The organism is Cellulophaga baltica 18, from assembly GCF_000468615.2.
GTDB lineage: Bacteria > Bacteroidota > Bacteroidia > Flavobacteriales > Flavobacteriaceae > Cellulophaga > Cellulophaga baltica.
This window is the reverse complement of the sequence record NZ_CP009976.1, coordinates 1,850,313-1,870,236: the sequence shown is the minus strand read 5'-3', so window position 1 is coordinate 1,870,236 and position 19,924 is coordinate 1,850,313. Positions and strand designations below refer to the sequence as shown.

Here is a 19,924-nt window from a genome sequence, read left to right as displayed (position 1 = left end):
AAGCCTCTTATAAGATTTGTATTCGTTTAAATTTTCACGTTTTAAACCGAAGGTTAAAATTAGCAGTAAATCACCACCTTAATTAATTGAATTACTAATTGTTATAACTCAATCCGCCACGTATTATTTTAATAATCGAAAACTATTTCTTCACCAACCTTTAGCTTGAATCGTTTTCTACATAGATATACGCAAAAATACAGGAAAGGAGTATCTAGAAATGCTATAATTATCTTAAAAATAAAGCCACTAATTACAAGCCCTTTAAAGAGGCTCCATGGCAAAACTTTGAAAATACATAACAAACCTACGACCACAAAGGTGTCTATAAATTGAGATAAGAATGTTGAAAAATTATTACGGAGCCACAAATGCTTTCCTTTAGTTACGTTTTTCCAGAAATGATAAATAGCTACATCTATATATTGCGCCAGCAGATAGGCTATCATGGAAGCTAAAACCGCAATGGGCGACAAAGCAAACACATGATTAAAAGTATCATCCTGCACAGGAGAACCTTCAATAGCAGGAACGTAATTGGCCAATAAAACAATTCCCATAGAAAAGAACGAAGCAAAAATACCTGCAGTAACTACTTGGTTCGCTTTTTTCCTTCCATACATTTCTGAGATAAGATCTGTAATTAAAAAAGTAATAGGGTACGGCAAAATACCTACAGAAACCTCAAATAAACTTGCGCCAAAAATTGTTACATCTCCAAAAGGTTTCCAATAGAAAAACTTTTGAAAGATAAGATTAGACACCACCAGAGAGGTAATAAACAATGCTGCTAAAAATAAATATAGTTTAAAAGCGAACCTTTTATCTGCTGTAGTCATTTAAATAATCTACTCTTATTTTATACTTAACACAAAAGGCACCCTAGCTTGCACCCCTTCTTGACCCATTGCCGCTTTCACTTCTTTTAAGATCGAATACGCTTCTAAACCAAGTTCTTCACGAATAAAATCTTGCTTAATTTTAGAGCTAGCCCCACCATAATCTTCCATGAAACGCTCAAAGCCAGACTTATATTTTGGAAATATTTTTATGCCATAGCTAGCAACATCAGCCAATTCTGCTGCGCCTTTAATAGCGTCATCTAAACTTCCTAATTCATCTACCAAACCAAGATTCTTGGCATCAACGCCACTCCAAACTCTACCTTGCGCCATACTATCTGCTTCTGCCACGGTAATTTTTCTTCCTTCCGCCACACGTTCTAAGAACGTACTATAAGTGCCTTCTACACTTTCTTGCATCATATTTCTAAATCTATCTGTCATAGGCTCAAACAAAGAGTAATCTACTGAGTTTTTATTAGTCCCTACTTGTTCTGCATTTATCCCTATATTTTCAGCTAATTCTGTCGCATTAGGAATGGTACCAAAGACCCCAATTGACCCTGTTATAGTCGTAGGCTCTGCAAAAATCTTATCTGCACCTACCGCAATATAATATCCTCCTGAAGCCGCTACATCTCCCATAGAAACTACCACAGGCTTAATTGCTTTAGTAAGTTCTATTTCTCTCCAAATAATATCGGAAGTTAAGGCACTACCTCCTGGAGAGTTTACCCGAAGTACAATTGCTTTAACAGCATCGTCTTCTCTTGCTTTTTTAAGTGATGAATTAATGATTCCTTGACCTATGATATCTGGCCCACCTTCTCCGTACAAAATCTCACCTTGCGCATAAATTACAGCAATTTTATCATCACCTTTATACAACTTGGTTTTATTTGCCGTATCAATATAATCTTCAAGAGAAACATAATTAATATCTTCTTCTATCGCTATTCTTGCCGCATTTTTAAGCTTATGCTCATATTGATCAAAAAACAATACGTCATCTATTAAACCAGATTCTTTTGCCAATTGTGGCATTCTACCTCCTAAAGTATCCGCGATAACATTTAAATTCTCCGAAGACATATTTCTGCTTACTGCAATTTCATCTACCATGGAACCCCAAAGAGAATTAAGCAATTCTTTTATTTGAGTTCTGTTGGCTTCACTCATTTCATTAGTCAAATAAGGCTCTACAGCACTCTTATATTTTCCATGCCGAATAACCTCCATTTTAATTCCTGTTTTCTCTTGCAAGTCTTTATAAAAAAGAACTTCTGAAGAAAGCCCCTTAAAATCTAATGATCCTACTTCATTTAAAAACAAACTATCTGCGACAGATGCTAAATAAAAATCTTTCTGCACATATATATCGGCATAGGCGTATATAAATTTACCCGAAGTTTTAAAATCTTCTAAAGCGTAACGAATGGCTTGTGTTTGCGACAATCCTGCAATTATAAAGTTATTATTAATACTAATCCCTTTAATTTTACTATCATTTTTAGCAACTTTAATCGCATGTATGATTTCATTTAAACCCTGCGCTTGCTGAAACAAACCTGCAAAAGGATCTGATTCATCACGACCTACATAATCTTGCACTGGATTTTGTATTTGAATTTCTAAAACGGAGTTACTTTTAATAGTTTTTTCACCATCTTCGCTACCTAGAAGTGCTGCAAAAATTAAAAACATTCCAAATAAAACACCAAACGCAATTAAGCACCCTATAATGGCTGCTAAAAGATTTCTTAAAAATTTCATTAAAATTTCGTTATAAATTCCCCACAAAGATAACTAATGTTAAATTGTTTTATTTATTTTGTTCCGCTATTATGAACAACCCCAAAATAATATATTTATCGTTAGGTAGTAATCTTGGCAACAAGCTCTACAACCTGCAAAGCGCAATTTTCAAGATTTCTGAAGATATTAGCGCGGTTGCTGCTATTTCCAATGTGTACGAGAGTCCGTCTTGGGGCTTTGAGTCCGAAGATTTCTATAATTGTTGCATTGCCTTACAATCCAACATGCTACCAGAGCTTATGCTCCAGAAAATACATGCGATTGAAAAAAGCTTAGGTCGCGTTAGAAACACCACAGAAGGTTATGCTGCACGAAGTATTGATATAGACATACTTTATTATGACTATGACATCATCAACTCTAACACCCTAACATTACCACACCCAGCATTACAGGATAGAAAGTTTGTTTTAAAACCGTTAAGTGATATTGCTCCGCAATTTTACCATCCTATATTTAATAAAGATACGCGCAACATGATACAGATGTGCCGTGATAAAAGTACGGTTACGAAAACTAATTTAAAGCTATATAAAACGCGTGAATTACTTTTCTCTAAACTAAACTTTATTGCCATTGAAGGTAACATTGGAGCTGGAAAGACAACATTAGCAAGTAAAATATCGGACGATTTTAATGCCAAGTTAATTTTAGAACGCTTTGCTGACAACCCTTTTCTTCCTAAGTTTTATGAAGATCAAGCGCGTTATGCCTTCCCGTTAGAAATGTCTTTTCTAGCAGAGCGATACCAACAGTTTACAGATGACACTTCACAATTTGATCTTTTTAAGAGTTTTATGGTGAGTGATTATGATATCTTTAAATCGTTGATTTTTGCCAAAGTAACCCTACAGGAAGAAGAGTTTAAACTGTACCGAAAAGTTTTTAATTTCATGCATAAAGAAGTTAAAAAACCAGGGTTATACGTTTACTTATATCAAAATACAGAACGCCTTTTAGAAAACATCAAGAAAAGAGATCGCGATTACGAACAAAATATCCCTTCTGATTATTTAGAAAAAATTAATCGTGGGTACTTAGATTTCATTAAAAGTGCTCCCGATCACAATACTTTAATTATTGATATTAGCGAATTGGATTTCGTTCAGAAAGAAAAGGATTACAATTTTATTGTAGACCAAATAATTGAATACAGCGTAGGAGTAAATAATTAAGACAATATTCACATTTTATTTGCATAGTTAGAATGGTTTTAGTTAATTGCATCTATTAAAACTGCAATTAAGCACCGTTTAATTGCTGGTTTTAGAACTAACTAACTCAAACTATACAAAAAACCCTAACTGAAAAGTTAGGGTTTTTTATATCTCTAATTTGGAAAGCTAATTACACTTTTAACTTCGCCCATAAATCCCAAATTACCACACCTACACTTACGGAAATATTTAAAGAATGTTTTGTACCATATTGGGGAATTTCAATAACTGCATCGCTACTAGAAACCACTTCTTGGGAAACCCCTTTTACTTCATTCCCAAAAATTAAGGCATATTTTTGGTCTTTAGACACTTGAAAATCATTTAAAAAAACAGCATTCTCTGCCTGTTCAATAGCTAAAGTGGTTACTTTATCTTTCTTTAAAGACTTAATCACCTCCATGGTATTTTCTGCGTACTCCCAAACCACACTATCTGTTGCTCCCAAGGCTGTTTTATGAATATCTTTATGAGGCGGCCGGGCTGTGATACCACATAGGTATATCTTTTCTATTAAAAATGCATCGGCCGTTCTGAAAACAGAACCTATATTATTTAAACTTCTAATATTATCTAGAACAATAATCAATGGAGTTTTCTCGGCTTCTTTAAATCCATCTACATCTAAACGCTCTAGTTCACTATTCTTTAATTTTCGCATGTTTCTTAAATCAAAAACTTATTTCAAAATATCAACAATAATGTATATTCCCTAAAGAAAATAGTACATTCGTTTTTCATTATTTTGATGCAAAAATAGGTTAATTATATAGCTTTTGGCAAAGACAGAAAAAAAGAAGGTAACTCCTTTAATGAATCAATACAACACCATCAAGAAGAAATATCCTGATGCCTTGTTATTGTTTCGTGTAGGTGATTTTTATGAAACGTTTGGAGATGACGCTATCAAAGCTTCACAAATATTAGGGATAACACTTACCCATAGAAATAATGGCGGTGAAAAAACAGAATTGGCAGGGTTCCCGCATCATTCTGTAAATACCTATTTACCTAAATTAGTAAAAGCAGGACATCGCGTGGCAATCTGCGATCAACTTGAAGACCCTAAACAAACAAAAACCATTGTCAAGCGTGGCGTTACAGAATTAGTAACTCCCGGAGTAGCTTTTAATGATGATATTTTAAATGCAAAAAGCAATAATTTTCTTGCGGCCATACATTTTGGAAGAAAAGGCATAGGCGTTGCATTTTTAGACATCTCTACTGGAGAATTTTTAACTTCTGAAGGTACAGAAGACCAAGTAGATAAACTATTGCAAAACTTTGCCCCCAATGAAATTCTAGTCTCCAAGTCTCATAAAAAAGAATTTATAGACACGTTTGGAAAGCAATTTCATACTTTTTTTATGGAAGATTGGGTTTTTCAAGATGACTATGCTTTGGAAACACTCACCAATCATTTTAAGACAAAAAGCTTAAAAGGTTTTGGCGTTGACCATTTAAATCTTGGTATTACGGCTGCAGGAGTAGCCCTGCATTACCTTACAGAAACTCAGCATAGGCAATTGCAACACATTAGTAAATTAGAGCGTATTGCAGAAGAAGAGTACATTTGGATGGACCGCTTTACCATTCGTAACCTAGAATTATACCACGCCAACAATAGTAATGCGATTACGCTACTTGATATCATAGATAAAACAATTTCTCCTATGGGAGGGAGAATGCTAAAACGTTGGCTAGCCCTACCGCTAAAAAATATTGAAAAAATTAAAAGAAGACATGAAGTTGTTTCTTATTTAAAAAGCAATGAAACCATACACACCAAACTTCAAAACCATATAAAGCAAATTGGAGATTTAGAGCGGTTAATTTCTAAAGTCGCTACCGGTAAAATTAATCCTAAAGAAGTCATCCAATTAAAAAATTCTCTTGAAGCAATTGTACCCATCAAGCAACTGTGCGTGCAGAGTAAAAATGAGGCCGTAAAATTTATTGGAGACCAATTGCATGCTTGCGATTTGTTGCGTTCTAAAATTAAGGAGATGATTCATGAAGAAGCTCCTGTAAATATGCTCAAAGGCATTACCATAGCCAAAGGTTATTCTGAAGAATTAGACGAATTAAGAGGCTTGGCCTTTTCCGGCAAAGATTACCTCAACAAAATGCTGGAGCGAGAAACAGAACGTACTGGTATTAGTTCTTTAAAAATAGCCTCAAATAATGTATTTGGATATTATATTGAAGTACGTAATACACATAAAGATAAGGTTCCTGAAGAGTGGATTAGAAAACAAACACTCGTAAATGCAGAGCGGTATATTACAGAAGAATTAAAAGAATATGAGGGCAAAATTTTAGGCGCCGAAGAACGAATTCTGACTTTAGAACAAGAACTATTCGCGCAACTTATTATGTGGATGCAAGAATATATTTCTCCAGTACAGAATAATGCTTTTCAAATAGCGCAATTAGATTGTCTTTGTGGCTTCACCCAATTAGCCAAAGAAAACAACTATACCTTACCAATTATAAATGATACGACAGAAATTGAAATTATCAATGGCAGGCACCCTGTTATTGAAAAGCAACTTCCGTTAGGCGAAATTTATATTGCCAATGACGTTATTTTAAATAGGGACGAGCAACAGATTATTATGATTACTGGTCCTAACATGAGTGGTAAATCTGCCATTTTAAGGCAAACAGCACTTATTGTACTTCTAGCTCAAATGGGAAGCTTTGTTCCTGCAGAACAAGCCAAAATTGGCTTTGTAGATAAAATATTTACACGCGTTGGTGCTAGCGACAACATCTCTATGGGAGAATCTACTTTTATGGTAGAAATGAACGAAACCGCCTCTATCCTAAACAACCTCTCTGAACGTAGTTTAGTACTTTTGGATGAAATTGGTAGAGGTACGAGTACCTATGATGGTATTTCTATCGCTTGGGCAATCTCTGAATACTTACACGAACACCCTGCGCGAGCAAAAACTCTATTCGCTACCCATTACCATGAAATTAATGAAATGGCCACCACCTTTGAGCGTATTAAGAATTACAATGTTTCTGTAAAGGAACTTAAAGACAATGTTCTTTTTCTACGCAAACTTACACCAGGTGGCAGTGAACATAGTTTTGGAATACATGTAGCAAAGATGGCCGGAATGCCACAACAGGTAATTACTAAAGCCAATAAGATTCTAAAAAAACTAGAAAAATCGCATTCTAGTGAAGAACTCACCGGAAAATTAAAAGATGCCCAAGAAGAAATGCAATTAAGTTTCTTCAATTTAGATGATCCATTGCTTCAACAAGTCAAAGAAGAAATTACTCATTTAGACATAAATACGCTTACTCCAGTAGAAGCTTTGATGAAATTGAATGAAATTAAACGTCTTTTAACCAAAAAAGAAAATGCTTAAGCTAAAATTAAAAAAAGCTAAATAGCTGTATTTTAATGCATAGCAAACGAACAAAAGCAGTTAATTATTTTTTTTAATTCTTTTCTGCTTTTTTTCTTTGGTTTTTATAGAATTATATTAAATTTGCATCCGCATTTGGAACGAATGTGAAGTTCTTTAAAATAAAACATCAACTGCGAAAGTAGCTCAGGGGTAGAGCATCACCTTGCCAAGGTGGAGGTCGAGGGTTCGAATCCCTTTTTTCGCTCTGTATTAAACAGTATATTTGTATACGTTTAAACAATGATCCTAGCCGTAGTGGCAAATAGGCTCGAGTGGTGGAATTGGTAGACACGTTGGACTTAAAATCCAATGGACATTAGTCCGTGCGGGTTCAAGTCCCGCCTCGAGTACAAGAACCCTTGTTAATCTTTATGATTTTCAAGGGTTTTTTATTTCACACCAACTTTAATTGACAAAGTGTGTAGCCATAAAGAGCAGGTAGTTGAGCACACTTAACAATTTTATCTGTCTGCTACGACTAAAAAATCCCTAAGTATAACCCATAACCTTTATTTTTGTAATTTATAGCTGTACAATACACCCATTAAATTCTATGCAAAATCATAAAATAACTCAGAAGGTAAAAATACTCCCTATCGTAATTTTCTTCCTTATTGGCTTACGCCATCTACAAGGACAACAATCTTTAGAAGCACAGCCTTTTTCTGATTCTACAGAAACTACATGGCAGTCTTTCAAATATGATTTAGGCAGTGTTTTTGGAGGCGTAGGCTATTCTTACACCAGACCCTTACATTGGCAAGGCAAACAATGGGCTACTCTTGGAGCTATCACTGCAGGAACAGGAATACTTTATATTTTTGATGAAGAAACTTCTAATTTTTCGATACGCCAAAAAGAAGGAATTCCTGAATTTATAAGAGACTACGGAAGCGAATTTGGGAGTCCACAATACAACTACATGTTTACCGGAGGAGTCTACTTAACAGGCTTAGTCACCAAAAACGAAAAATTAAGACGTACTGGAGTTCTCTTGATCGCGTCCGCTACTTCCGCCGGACTACTGCAGCAATTAACCAAATCTCTTGTAGGTAGAGCACGTCCTGTAAGCGGAAAAACAAAAGATACTTTTGATCCTTTTAATCCTAGTAGAAATTTTCATTCTTTTCCTTCCGGTCATACCATGTTAGCTTTTACCAACGCCTACGCTATTGCAAAGCAATTTAAAAATCCGTGGACAAAAGCAGGTATTTATACCGTAGGACTCATCCCTGGTGTTTCTAGAATGTGGGACGGCCAGCATTGGTTAACTGATGTAGCACTAGGAGTAGCCATCAGTATCTTCACTGTAGAATCTATAGATAGATATCTTGATGGACGATACGATGAAAAGTATAATAACCAGTCTAAGAAAGTAAGTTGGAATTTAGACTTAGGACCCGGTAAAATTGGAATTGTTGGTCGGTTTTAATCCCATAAATTATATTACCCTAAAAATTACTAGTTATCCTATTTTATGCTAGAAGAGCTTGTTAAAATTGATCAAGACATTTTTTTATATTTAAACGGACTTGGCAAACCTACCTGGGACGGATTATGGATATACCTATCTAGAACATTAAGCTTTGTTACTATTCCTATTTACCTATTCATGCTATATTACACCTATAGAAGCTTTGGACTCATAAAAACCATCTATATTGTAATTACAGTAGTAGCACTACTGTTAAGCACAGAACAACTATCCATTATCGTAAAAAACAGCGTAACCAGATTAAGACCTTGTCATGACGAAGACATTAGTCTTCTCATGCGAAATGTAAGAAATCATTGTGGCGGTAAATTTGGGTATTTTTCTGCCCATGCAGCTAACTCTTCAGCCTTAGCGGGATTCTTTAGTTTACTTTTTTACAAAAAAAATAAATTGATACTTTTAGGATTAACATCTTGGGCACTCCTTGTCAGTTATAGTCGCATTTATCTAGGAGTACACTACCCTTTAGATATCATTACTGGATTAACTGTTGGCACAACATTGAGTTTCCTATACATTTTTCTACTCAAAAAACTACCTATTTTCAAGAGCTCATTTTTTATTTAAGACATTATTACCTTGCAATAAAGTAAAGAATGCGATGCAGGTTGGTGTAATAGTTTACGTGAATTTTACATTTGACAAATACTTCTAAAAAAACTACTGAGAATTTTATTTTAAGTTTATTTTGGCTACCTTATCTGAATAACTATTTCTTACTAGTATAAATTACCATTCAATAGCTTCTATAACCTTCATAAACACTAATTATTGAGCACCAACATCAGTTAAAAAAGAAAAAGCAACAGATACTTTTCCGTATTCATTTGCTTCCCTTACCACCTATTGAAACACCTAATCACTTTAAATAATAAATAGTTGAAAAAGGATTCTATTCTGCAAATCCTAAACTCCATACTTAACAAATTAAACATGAAAATTGTAATCCTATCCGCAAATCAAAATCTGTATTCTACGAAAAGACTCATTGAAGCAGGTGAAAAAAAGGGACATGAAATGGTTGTCGTTAACCATACTAAATGCGACTTAGTCATTGAAAAAAAAAGACCTTGTATTGTTTACAAAGGAGAAGAAATTACTGATGTAGATGGCGTAATTCCTAGAATTGGAGCTTCTGTAACTTTTTATGGTACAGCTGTTGTTAGGCAATTTGAAATGATGAAAGTCTTTACCGCTACGGAATCTCAGGCATTGGTACGATCTAGAGATAAATTAAGAAGCTTACAAATTTTATCTAGAGCAGGATTGGGCTTACCCAAAACCGTTTTTAGTAATTACTCTAAAGACGTTAGCGGTGTAATTGATAAAGTAGGTGGCGCACCCCTGGTAATAAAACTATTAGAAGGTACTCAAGGTTTAGGTGTTGTTCTAGCAGATAATCGAAATTCTGCTGAATCTATTTTAGAAGCCTTTAATGGGCTACAAGCACGAGTTATCGTTCAAGAGTTCATCAAAGAAGCAAAAGGCGCAGATATTAGAGCTTTTGTTGTTGACGGGGTTGTTGTGGGCGCTATGAAAAGACAAGGTAAAGAAGGTGAATTTAGATCTAACTTACACCGTGGAGGTACAGCCAATATTATAGAATTAACAGATGAAGAAGAAAATGCAGCTCTTAAAGCCGCTAAATGTTTAGGCTTAGGTATTGCAGGTGTAGATATGCTACAGTCTTCTCGTGGCCCATTAATATTAGAAGTAAATTCTTCTCCCGGATTAGAAGGTATTGAAATTGCTACTGGAAAGAATATTGCAGGACATATTATAAAATACGTTGAAAGAAATGCCGAATAAAAAAATTAGAGTTCTAGGCCAACTTATCTTACCTGGTGAAACACATCAATTATCGCTAAATATAGCAAAACTACATACAGGCTCTACTATAGAAGTACCTGTTATAGTTTCAAGAGCTAAAGAAAGTGGCCCAACACTATTACTAACCGGCGGTATTCACGGTAATGAAATCAACGGTGTTGAAATTGTTCGAAAAATTATATCAGAAAAATATCATATTCCCACAGCTGGCATGACTATTTGCATCCCTGTGGTGAATGTTTTTGGATTTCTAAGCCAAACCAGAGAATTTCCTGATGGTAGAGATTTGAATCGTGTTTTCCCTGGAAGTTTACGTGGATCACTTGCCAGCAGGTTTGCGTACCATATCGTAAAGGAGATTGTTCCACATATTGATTACTGTATCGATTTTCATACGGGAGGCGATAGTCGTTTTAACGCACCGCAAATCAGAATTGGAAAAAATGATGCAGAAAGCCTAGAGCTAGCTAAAATATTTGGCACTAGATTTATCATTACCTCAGCCAAAAGAGAAAAATCTTTTAGAGAGACCTTAAATAAGTTGAACAAAAAAGTACTCTTATTTGAAGGAGGAAAATCTTTAAACATCAATAACGAAGTTTCAAAGATTGGCCTAACAGGCACCCTTAAAGTCATGCAGCAACTAGGTATTCGCAATTTTCAAAAAGAAATAGCCACTCTAAAACCGCTGAAAGAAACTACCTATTTGGTGAGCGACTCTGCATGGATAAGAGCAAAATTCTCCGGCCTTTTTCACCCAACAATACAACTAGGGCAGTTTGTAAATGTTGGAGATAATTTAGGAAGCCTGTCTGATCCGTTTGGTTATTTTGAGAAAAAACAAAAAGCAACTTTTGCGGGTCACATCATTTGTGTTAATCAATCACCTATCGTTAACCAAGGAGATGCTATTGTACATATTACCAAAAATGAAGCCCCTATAACTTAACTTTTGCAAAACTTAGGTAAATACAAAAAAGGCTCAAGAAAATTATTCTTGAGCCTTTTGTATTTACAATTCTAAAGCTTCTTAAACAACAAGCTTTCCGTTAAGACGCTTATCTATCTTACGCTTAATTACCGTTAAACGCTTCATAACGTCCATTAACTCTGTATCTTTACTTTCCTTGTATATTTCGTTAAGTGCCAATATCAAGGTTTTTGCTTCTCTTGAAGCCTCTACTCTATCGCTAGTTGTCATACCTGACATTTTTCGCCCTTCAAATTCTAATGCTTTTTCTAATACATCCATAGCTACATTTTTTAAATCTACCTTGTCTATAAATTCATTTTGTTCAAATACAACGATAATTTAAGACCCTTTATTATAAAATTCAAACATATTTTAGTTCCACAATTAATGCAAATAAATAAGTTCAAAAGTATAAAATCTTATAAACAAATCTACAAAATACCTAATTATACCAAACCATGAAATTTGCAATTAGTAATATTTTAACCCTATTTGAATATAAGAAGATCTTATCAATCTAATATAAGTTAATTAAATATAACTAAAAAAACTATTGCTTGAGATTTTTTATTACCCATTCTAGCTCTGGATCTTCATTCTTAGCTCTATTTTCTTTATTGGGAACAATACGCACGTCTGGCTTTATACCATACCCTATTTCTTGATTTTCAAAGGGAGATTGTATGTGTAACATTCCAAAACTTACCGTTACTTTTGAATTTGGCAATTGAATAAACTTACTAATTCCCGCAACTGTTCCGTTATAATGCCCGCCTGTCTCTTCGCCCACAAATGTAGCCCTACCCGAACCTTTTAAGGCCGTTGAAAGAATTGAAGATGCAGAAAAGGAATTTCCATTAATTAAAACATATAATGCTCCATCAAAATGGAGCTCTTTTGGCTTTTTATTCTCTTTAGATGTTTTAAACTTATAATATAATACACCATTTTTCTTATGCGTTCTTGTATATTCTAACGGTATGGTAACCGGTGCCACAATAACACCAAGCACATTTAACAAAAAGGGACTTCTACGGGATATAAGTCCTTTATGAAAAGGAATTCTGGTTTTACTTTCTCCCTTACGTATAAATTGATGCTCTTTATCTGTTAAGTACGCATACAAAAGAGCTATCTCATCTAATCTACCTCCTGTGTTATCTCGGAGATCTAATACAAGTGTATTAGCTTTAGCCGATGCTATCTTTTGAAAAGATTCTTCATAAAAATTAGAGTACGGACCATTTGAGAATCCTCTGATTTTCATATACGCTATCGTACTGTCTTGCTCTAGAAACCTAAAATTACGCGTGCACTGGTTTTTACTTTTGTCAAAACCATATTTAGAATTATCCTTTCTCCTAATTTTATCTAAACGCTTTTTATCCTTCTTTTCTTGCTTTGTTAGCACAAGCTCTTTTACGGTAGAGTCTTTTGGCATTTTCTTTACATTTGAAGAATCTTTCGGAATAGTCCTCAGCATTTTTGTGAAAATAGAATCTTTATGCCTAAGTTTTAACTCCAAGCTATCTAACCGTCCCTTATCTCGTAAATAGAAACCCGAAAAACGCAAGGCAACAAACCTATCTTTGAACGTAGTATTATACCCATCTGAAGAAAATACATGCTGGTAATTAGACACCAAATCATCTATAGGCTCCTTATTTACCGCTAATACTTCTGCTCCTACAAGCGTACTATCTAAACCATAATTATCTCTTATTAGAAAGGCATCATCCACCTTTTCAAAAGCAACATCATAAAATTCAAATTTATCTTTTCTACGAAGTTTACGTTCTTTTTTTGTAAATCTTGGAAATGGCGGACTTATAGAAATATGACCTTGTCTCACCTCTGAAACTACAGGCGCCAACTTCTTATAAAAATCAGTACTAGCCATTGGCGCGTCTATGGTTCCTTTTAAGCTGTCAAATTTACGATCTAAATCTTCCTCTGTTATAAATTGGTACAATCTGGGATGTAGCTTTTTTAATTTGGCATAGACATGATCTACATCTTGGTGCAGCTCCTCTACTGTATGCAATTTTGTAATTTGACGGTTATAGCTCTTTATACTCACACATGATGTGATCACCAAAAACAATAAAAAAATTAAACATTTATATCTCATAAATACACTTCTAAGTGTCACCCTATGCTACAGAATGATTTGTAAAACTATAAACCTTGAAATTACTATTTTACTTGAAAAAGACTAACAGAATAAGGTTTTAATTATCTTTATTCCTAAGTTTATAAAATATGCTTAAAAGAATTCTAAAAGTAATTGCCGTATGTATCGTGTTATTTTTTGCGATACTACTTAGTTGTAATTACATTATTGATGTGTCTACAGAAGGAGAAACATACACATCAGTAGAAAAAATACCAGCCAATAGAGTTGGCCTAATTTTAGGAACCGCGAAGAAGCTTGTATCCGGTCAACCCAACCCCTACTACACGCATAGAATTACAGCTACCATAGCCTTATATAAGGCCAATAAAATAAAATTCGTACTAGTAAGTGGAGATAACGGAAGTATTTATTACAATGAGCCTAAAGCCATTAAAAAGGATCTGGTAAAAGGCGGAATTCCTGAAGACAAAATATTTTTAGACTATGCCGGATTCAGAACGCTAGATTCCATGATGCGCGCAAAACATATTTTTGGACTAACTAGCGTTACAGTAATTTCTCAAGAATTTCACAATGACCGAGCCATTTACCTAGCGCATAAAAAAGGCTTAAAGGCCATAGGGTTCAATGCCAAAGACATCACCGGAAAAAACGGCTTCAAAGTACAAATACGAGAATATTTTGCACGTGTAAAAGTATTTTTGGATCTACTAACAAATAAGCAACCTAAGTTTTACGGCGAAAAAATTGAGATAAAATAAGCTATCAATTATCTCAATAAGACAGGCCAAATTCCAATGACCGCTACAAATCTATTAGTTCAACTCATCATAGTTTAGCACGGTAATTAAAGTTCTATCATTCTGGTTATGCAAGAACTCTAAGCAATAAACACCATTTTTACATTGGTTTATCAATAGGTTTTCTCCATATCCAATGTATTCTGCTACATTATCAGTCGCCACACCTTTACTAAGTAGGTAATTTTTAACGGCTGTAGCTCTGTCTTGTGACAATGCTAAGTTTCTAGCATCGCTTCCACGGCTATTGGTGTGTGATTCTACCTTAAGTCTAATATTAGGAAAATTCACAACGACAGCAGCCACCTTATCTAATTCTGAAGCAATTGCAGGTGTAATGGTACTTGAACCCTTAGCGAAATAGAATTTCTGTAATTTGATGACTGTTTTATTTTCTTTTTCTTCTACAACATCTTGAATAAAAGGCAAACCAATTTTTACATTTTGCGTAACAGCTTTTACTTCTTCCTCCTGAAGGAACTTTTCATAAAAACGTCCGTGCCCTTTCTTATACGCTTTTACAGCATAGCCTTTTCTAAACGGAATTTCGAATTCATAATTACCTTCAGCATCACTAACCGCTTGCTTAAGAATATTTTCATCCTCATCTAACAAGGTGATACTAGCTTCTTCTATAGCACGGTTATTAGCTGGGTTTACAACTACGCCTTTAATAACGATAGTTTTTAAACCTGGTTTTTCCGTTACTTTAAAACCATAAATATCATCCTTACCCTTACCTCCTTCTCTATTAGAAGAAAAATATCCTACATATAGATTATCTGCTTCGTTCTTTTTAATGATAAATCCGAAATCATCATAGGTACTATTAATTCCTTTACCAAGGTTCACAGGAGTGCTAAAACCATCTGCAGTTATATTTGAAGTATACATATCCATACCTCCTAGACCGTAAAAAATATCAGACGAGAAAAACAAACTACCTTCAAAGATAAAAGGTGCAATTTCATTCCCAGAAGAATTTATTTTTGGTCCTAAATTAATAGGAGCAGACATAATTTGCCCATTATTTGTATGTACGTAGTAAATATCTGTACCTCCAAAACCGCCTTCAAAATTTGCTGCAAAATAAAGCTTGCTTGATGCTGCTTCATAGTATGGGTAATAAAAAGAAGTACTTAAATCTCTTAGTAAATATTCAAACTTTCCTTTTTCACTCACCAATCCAATGGCCAGCGTATTTTTACCTTTATTATCAAAGAGTAAATTATCACCATCTGCATTTGACAACATATAGATGATACCTTTTAATGCTTCAGAATAAAAAGGGGTTGCCTTATGGTACTTAGAATTTGCTACCCTTTTAAATACTGTAGGCACCGTCACATCTCCATCTGCTTGTACTTTTCCAGAGTAAATATCTAAATACGATTCTCCTGAAGGCTCATAGATTTTTCCTTTAGCTTTAGTACGACCGCTAGTAAACAGCAATTCATCTTTATAAAATGCAGGAGAAAAATCTGCTTGCGGACTATTTAAATAACAATTAAAAAGAAGAAAATCTTGTTCTTTATTGGTATTATCCTCTAAAATTTCAAAGTTAAAGTCGGCGTTATCTTTTAATTCTTTAGAAAAGAAATTAGAAAAATTCTCCGTATAACTTGTAAATTCTTGCCTGCTTTTAGTTTTGCTAATAGACAATAACAGTTTATTAATATAAGGAGTAGCTAGCGTAGTATCTTTCTGATATTGCTTCTCGTATAACTGAGCAGCTTCCGTATAGTTCCCGACTTTCAAATAAGAATCTGCAAGGTTTAAATATTGCTGATTAGAGAGGCTATTTTTAGACAACTCTTTTGTATACTCCTTAATAGCATCTTTATAGGCATACTCAAAAAAGAAATAGTCGCCTTTAGATTTCTTCTGTGCATTGGTAAATGCACTAAACATCAGTAAAAATAATAGGATGGCTTTTAGTTTCATTTTCATGCTTTAGTATTAAAAGAATCTTGGTGTATCTATCTGTTTTGGTTTGCCTTTGGTATTCCCATTATTTTTATTCTTTGCATCACCACCTCTTCCAAAGAAGAATTTAAGAACTACTTCATGTGACCCGTCATTATAGTTAGAAAAACCATTTACAGAGTAATCATAAGAATACCCTACATACATACTATTGGACAGCTGCACTCCAGCTAAACCACTCACTGCATTATCAAACCTGTAGGCAGCTCCTAAGGTTACAACATCACTAATTAAGAAATTAGTAGAAATATTCGCATTTAACGGCAAACCTTCTAAATAGTTTAATAGTACAGCAGGCTTGAACTTAAGTTCGTCTGACAACTCAAAAACATACCCTCCAATAAAATTGAATTGAGGCTTATCTTCAATAAACACAGAAACCTCATCATTGTAAACAATATCGGTCAAGAAATTCGGAACAGAAACACCCGTATACCAGTTATCACCATATAAAAATAGTCCAGCCCCTATTGTTGGATAAAACTTGTTAAAGGAGGTTTCTGAGTTAAGAAGCGGTTCTCCCATAACTTCAAAACTACCTTTATTATAATCCACATTCAACAAAGAACCACCCGCATCTACTCCAAAAGAGAGTTTTGCATTATCGGAAACTTTTATTTGGAATGAATACGCTACATCAAAATATGTTTGTGTAGATGGCCCTAATTCATCATTGATAATATTAAATCCTAGTCCGTTTTTTTCATTAGAAAAAGGCAAATTAACCCCTAAACGCATACTAGTGGGCGCCCCATCTACAGAGATCCATTGTGCTCTATAAGAGCCTGTTATTTCTGTATTTTCTACGGTACCTACATATGCTGGATTAAAACTCCCAATATTATACATGTATTGTGTGTACTGAGGCTCACGTTGGCCATAGGAAAAGTTTAGCGCTCCTAGCAATAGCACAAGTACACTACCTATTTTTATATTCAAATTTTTCATTTTAAAAGTGCTTTGCATATTATCTAATAATTTGAATCCACCCTTTGGTTATTGGTGACGAATCACCTAAATTCAATACGTAATAATATGTTCCTTTTGGAAGGTCTCCGTTTTTACTCGTCCCACTCCAGTTATTTTGATAGCGTTCTGCTTTAAATACTTGATTTCCGTAGCGGTCAAATATTTCTATGCTATTGTTTGGGTAGCTTTCTATACAACTGATCGTTAAGGAATCATTTATTCCATCGCTATTTGGCGAAAACTGATTAAATAGCACACCACATTCACGATCACATGCTCCTGCAGAAGTGTTAGGAATACAAGGATTAAAATTTCCAGGATCTAACTGATCTACAATACCATCCGAATCACTATCAAGTGTATTAGAATCTAAAGCATCTATAATGCCGTCATTATCTTCATCTAGCGGATTTTCCAAATCGTCACCTACTTCAATAGCATCTAAAATACCATCGTCATCAGAATCTACATTATTTGGATTGGTCCCTAGTTCATTTTCCTGACTATCTGTTAGTCCATCTTCATCAGTATCTAAAATACATTCTACTACGGTTACGGTAATCGTAACAGAAGCATCTGAACAAGGAGCAACGGCAGTATCTGTTGTAAATGTAAAGGTGTAATTACCTTCCGGAGCATTTATAAAATCTACAGTATCTGTTCCAGAAATTGTTAATCCATTGGTAGGGTCAGACGTGATTACCCATGTTCCTGAAACATTTTGAGTAAGTCCTGTATTTAAATCTATTACATTCGGAAGATCTGCACCGGCAACATTACATACATTTAGCAGTGTTGTTGATGCCTGAACTACAGGTTCATTACTAATGGTTGCGATAACCGGAATACGATCTGATGGACAACTCCCCAATACTGCTTCTGCATAATAAGTAGTTGTCTGTGTTAAGTTTGGCGTTGTAAAACTACCCGTATTTTCCTCTAATGGCGTTGTACTATCCATAGTAGCATACCAATTGATAACACTACCTGCCGTTGCTGTTGCTTCTAAAGTCATAATCCCTTCAGAACATAAAGCATTTTCTGTTGCTGCTATTTCTGGCTTTTCATTGACTACAAGTGAAACAGATAGTACTGGACTTGCACAATCATCATCACTATCATCTGGAGTTCCTTCATCATTTAAAAAGAAAGCATAAAAGGTACCCTCTTGCGAAACTACCGTAGATGTTAAGTACACATCCATTCTGGTATAATCATTACTTCTACTCCAAACCAATCGCGTACCAGCTGGCGCTGTGCTATCTGTATATGCTGCTAAATCTTGACTTATCGTTTCCCCATCAACCACACAAAATTCTGTTGGCACATCCGTATTTAACTGAGGAGGTGTGTTTCCTGCATCACAAGGAGTACATTCTGTTACAAAAATAGTAACCTCTATACTCTCTACAGGACAAGAAGGTGCACCTGCATAACTTGGTGTATACGTATATATATAGGAGCCAGATGGCTGCCCGAAATAATTTACTCTATTTAACCTATTGATGGAAGTACTCTGACCCGAAGGGGCTTCTATTAAATTCCATACCCCACCGGTGGTTTCTCCCGTAAGGGCCGAGTCCAAATCTAAAGTTGTACCAAAAAAGCCTTGATTACACGCCTGATTATTACTACTTAAAGTCCCTAAAGAAGGAGCGGTATCAAAACTAATGGTTGGTAAGCTTACAACTGGAGAGATACAAGCGTTTCCATTTTCTGTGCCATAATAGAATCCGTAAAAATTTCCTCCTGAAGTAATGATTGAAGCATCTAGAAATGAAGCTTCATCGTCTGGATCAGGAGTAGCATCTGTACTCCAACGTAAGGTGGTTCCGGACGGAGCTGCTCTTGTTACAAAGCTAGATAAATCTACCTCAACCCCTGAACAATATCGTGTAGGGATATTATTTATAACTGGCGGAGCTGTTGCTCCAGCGCTACATCCATCATTGTCTACTAAGGTAATTAAAGCATCACTACTAGAATTCCCTGCTACTGTAAATTCTGTATTATCTGTACTTGTTAATCTAATTTGCACACTTTCATTCCCTTCAAATAAGGCATCATCCGTAGGGATTAAAGTTAATTGAGCAGTTCTAACACCATTTGGAATACTGACATTGGATCCAAGGTCTGTATAATCTGTACCTGAAGTTGCGGTACCGCTGAAAACAAAATTAACCACCACATTTCCTCCTGTAGTATTTACAGAGCCTAAATCTATTTCAAAAACACCTATATCATCTGCTGGTGTTCCTTCTGTTGCTATAGCATCTGTTGCAGCTACAACTACGGTAGACTGTGCAGACATGAAGAGTGGTAAAAATATAAATCCGATGACAAGTACTACGCGCGTAAAATAGTTGGCGCAACTAGTCCTATCAATTGGTTGGTATAGGGTATTCATGGTTATAGTGTTTTATTTCTTA

15 protein-coding genes and 2 tRNA genes are annotated in these 19,924 nt (G+C 34.9%); 9 read left to right on the top strand and 8 right to left on the bottom strand.

Annotation, left to right across the window (positions count from 1 at the left end; translation table 11 throughout):
• Window positions 1-128 precede the first annotated feature (128 nt).
• Together M666_RS07940 and sppA are read right to left on the bottom strand one after the other, a co-directional pair.
• Window positions 129-839 carry a queuosine precursor transporter gene (locus tag M666_RS07940; RefSeq protein WP_024481809.1) on the bottom strand — a complete coding sequence of 237 codons (711 nt, stop codon included), beginning with the start codon at window positions 837-839 and terminating at the stop codon, window positions 129-131.
• Between the two features lie 15 nt (window positions 840-854).
• The gene (gene sppA / locus M666_RS07935; protein WP_029447110.1) at window positions 855-2,615 is read right to left on the bottom strand and encodes a signal peptide peptidase SppA; all 1,761 of its coding nucleotides are present in this window, start codon (window positions 2,613-2,615) and stop codon (window positions 855-857) included.
• A 71-nt stretch (window positions 2,616-2,686) separates the two neighbouring features.
• Here sppA and folK point away from each other — a divergent pair, with 71 nt between their 5' ends.
• Window positions 2,687-3,832 (top strand): 2-amino-4-hydroxy-6-hydroxymethyldihydropteridine diphosphokinase, encoded by a 1,146-nt coding sequence (gene folK, locus M666_RS07930; protein WP_029447111.1) that lies wholly within the window; start codon window positions 2,687-2,689, stop codon window positions 3,830-3,832.
• Between the two features lie 172 nt (window positions 3,833-4,004).
• Here the strand turns inward: folK and M666_RS07925 are convergent, their stop codons facing one another.
• Window positions 4,005-4,535, bottom strand: a complete 531-nt coding sequence (locus M666_RS07925) for an RNA methyltransferase (protein ID WP_029447112.1) — start codon at window positions 4,533-4,535, stop codon at window positions 4,005-4,007.
• Window positions 4,536-4,686: 151 nt separating this feature from the next.
• Between M666_RS07925 and mutS the strand changes: the two genes are divergently transcribed.
• From mutS to M666_RS07890, 7 genes are all read left to right on the top strand, one after another.
• On the top strand, window positions 4,687-7,263 hold the full coding sequence (gene mutS, locus M666_RS07920) for a DNA mismatch repair protein MutS (protein WP_151198099.1): 2,577 nt from the start codon (window positions 4,687-4,689) through the stop codon (window positions 7,261-7,263).
• A 175-nt stretch (window positions 7,264-7,438) separates the two neighbouring features.
• Window positions 7,439-7,510: transfer RNA gene (locus M666_RS07915), tRNA-Gly, on the top strand.
• A 61-nt stretch (window positions 7,511-7,571) separates the two neighbouring features.
• Window positions 7,572-7,655, top strand: a tRNA-Leu gene (locus tag M666_RS07910).
• 203 nt (window positions 7,656-7,858) lie between these two features.
• Window positions 7,859-8,737, top strand: coding sequence for a phosphatase PAP2 family protein (locus M666_RS07905; RefSeq protein WP_029447114.1), 879 nt, complete (start codon window positions 7,859-7,861; stop codon window positions 8,735-8,737).
• 45 nt (window positions 8,738-8,782) lie between these two features.
• The gene (locus M666_RS07900; protein WP_029447115.1) at window positions 8,783-9,367 is read left to right on the top strand and encodes a phosphatase PAP2 family protein; all 585 of its coding nucleotides are present in this window, start codon (window positions 8,783-8,785) and stop codon (window positions 9,365-9,367) included.
• Window positions 9,368-9,733: 366 nt separating this feature from the next.
• A complete protein-coding gene (rimK, locus tag M666_RS07895; RefSeq protein ID WP_025615914.1) occupies window positions 9,734-10,609 on the top strand; it encodes a 30S ribosomal protein S6--L-glutamate ligase in 876 nt (291 codons plus the stop codon).
• Window positions 10,599-11,579 carry a succinylglutamate desuccinylase/aspartoacylase family protein gene (locus M666_RS07890; RefSeq protein ID WP_029447116.1) on the top strand — a complete coding sequence of 327 codons (981 nt, stop codon included), beginning with the start codon at window positions 10,599-10,601 and terminating at the stop codon, window positions 11,577-11,579. Before rimK ends, M666_RS07890 begins: the two co-directional genes overlap by 11 nt.
• A gap of 81 nt (window positions 11,580-11,660) precedes the next feature.
• Here M666_RS07890 and M666_RS07885 read toward each other — a convergent pair whose 3' ends face one another.
• Together M666_RS07885 and M666_RS07880 are read right to left on the bottom strand one after the other, a co-directional pair.
• Complete coding sequence (locus tag M666_RS07885; protein ID WP_024481817.1) at window positions 11,661-11,882, bottom strand: hypothetical protein; 222 nt, start codon at window positions 11,880-11,882, stop codon at window positions 11,661-11,663.
• A 271-nt stretch (window positions 11,883-12,153) separates the two neighbouring features.
• Entirely contained in the window at window positions 12,154-13,647 is a 1,494-nt protein-coding gene (locus M666_RS07880; RefSeq protein WP_158400222.1) for a S41 family peptidase, read from the bottom strand.
• Window positions 13,648-13,865: 218 nt separating this feature from the next.
• Between M666_RS07880 and M666_RS07875 the strand changes: the two genes are divergently transcribed.
• On the top strand, window positions 13,866-14,501 hold the full coding sequence (locus M666_RS07875) for a SanA/YdcF family protein (protein ID WP_029447118.1): 636 nt from the start codon (window positions 13,866-13,868) through the stop codon (window positions 14,499-14,501).
• Between the two features lie 54 nt (window positions 14,502-14,555).
• Here M666_RS07875 and M666_RS07870 read toward each other — a convergent pair whose 3' ends face one another.
• From M666_RS07870 to M666_RS07860, 3 genes are read right to left on the bottom strand one after another with little or no spacing between them, the layout of a single operon-like run.
• Window positions 14,556-16,490 (bottom strand): OmpA family protein, encoded by a 1,935-nt coding sequence (locus M666_RS07870; protein WP_226989963.1) that lies wholly within the window; start codon window positions 16,488-16,490, stop codon window positions 14,556-14,558.
• 9 nt (window positions 16,491-16,499) lie between these two features.
• Window positions 16,500-17,474, bottom strand: coding sequence for a PorP/SprF family type IX secretion system membrane protein (locus tag M666_RS07865; RefSeq protein WP_226989962.1), 975 nt, complete (start codon window positions 17,472-17,474; stop codon window positions 16,500-16,502).
• 19 nt (window positions 17,475-17,493) lie between these two features.
• Complete coding sequence (locus tag M666_RS07860; RefSeq protein WP_081688281.1) at window positions 17,494-19,902, bottom strand: T9SS type B sorting domain-containing protein; 2,409 nt, start codon at window positions 19,900-19,902, stop codon at window positions 17,494-17,496.
• Window positions 19,903-19,924: the final 22 nt, after the last annotated feature.

What these genes read in the sequence shown, in the direction of transcription:
- folK (WP_029447111.1), top strand. Translation starts at nt 2,687, where the DNA reads ATGAACAACCCCAAAATAATATATTTATCGTTAGGTAGTAATCTTGGC.
- M666_RS07860 (WP_081688281.1), bottom strand. Translation starts at nt 19,902, where the DNA reads ATGAATACCCTATACCAACCAATTGATAGGACTAGTTGCGCCAACTAT.
- M666_RS07885 (WP_024481817.1), bottom strand. Translation starts at nt 11,882, where the DNA reads ATGGATGTATTAGAAAAAGCATTAGAATTTGAAGGGCGAAAAATGTCA.
- sppA (WP_029447110.1), bottom strand. Translation starts at nt 2,615, where the DNA reads ATGAAATTTTTAAGAAATCTTTTAGCAGCCATTATAGGGTGCTTAATT.
- M666_RS07875 (WP_029447118.1), top strand. Translation starts at nt 13,866, where the DNA reads ATGCTTAAAAGAATTCTAAAAGTAATTGCCGTATGTATCGTGTTATTT.
- mutS (WP_151198099.1), top strand. Translation starts at nt 4,687, where the DNA reads ATGAATCAATACAACACCATCAAGAAGAAATATCCTGATGCCTTGTTA.
- M666_RS07905 (WP_029447114.1), top strand. Translation starts at nt 7,859, where the DNA reads ATGCAAAATCATAAAATAACTCAGAAGGTAAAAATACTCCCTATCGTA.
- M666_RS07900 (WP_029447115.1), top strand. Translation starts at nt 8,783, where the DNA reads ATGCTAGAAGAGCTTGTTAAAATTGATCAAGACATTTTTTTATATTTA.
- M666_RS07865 (WP_226989962.1), bottom strand. Translation starts at nt 17,474, where the DNA reads ATGAAAAATTTGAATATAAAAATAGGTAGTGTACTTGTGCTATTGCTA.
- M666_RS07940 (WP_024481809.1), bottom strand. Translation starts at nt 839, where the DNA reads ATGACTACAGCAGATAAAAGGTTCGCTTTTAAACTATATTTATTTTTA.
- M666_RS07925 (WP_029447112.1), bottom strand. Translation starts at nt 4,535, where the DNA reads ATGCGAAAATTAAAGAATAGTGAACTAGAGCGTTTAGATGTAGATGGA.
- M666_RS07870 (WP_226989963.1), bottom strand. Translation starts at nt 16,490, where the DNA reads ATGAAAATGAAACTAAAAGCCATCCTATTATTTTTACTGATGTTTAGT.
- rimK (WP_025615914.1), top strand. Translation starts at nt 9,734, where the DNA reads ATGAAAATTGTAATCCTATCCGCAAATCAAAATCTGTATTCTACGAAA.
- M666_RS07890 (WP_029447116.1), top strand. Translation starts at nt 10,599, where the DNA reads ATGCCGAATAAAAAAATTAGAGTTCTAGGCCAACTTATCTTACCTGGT.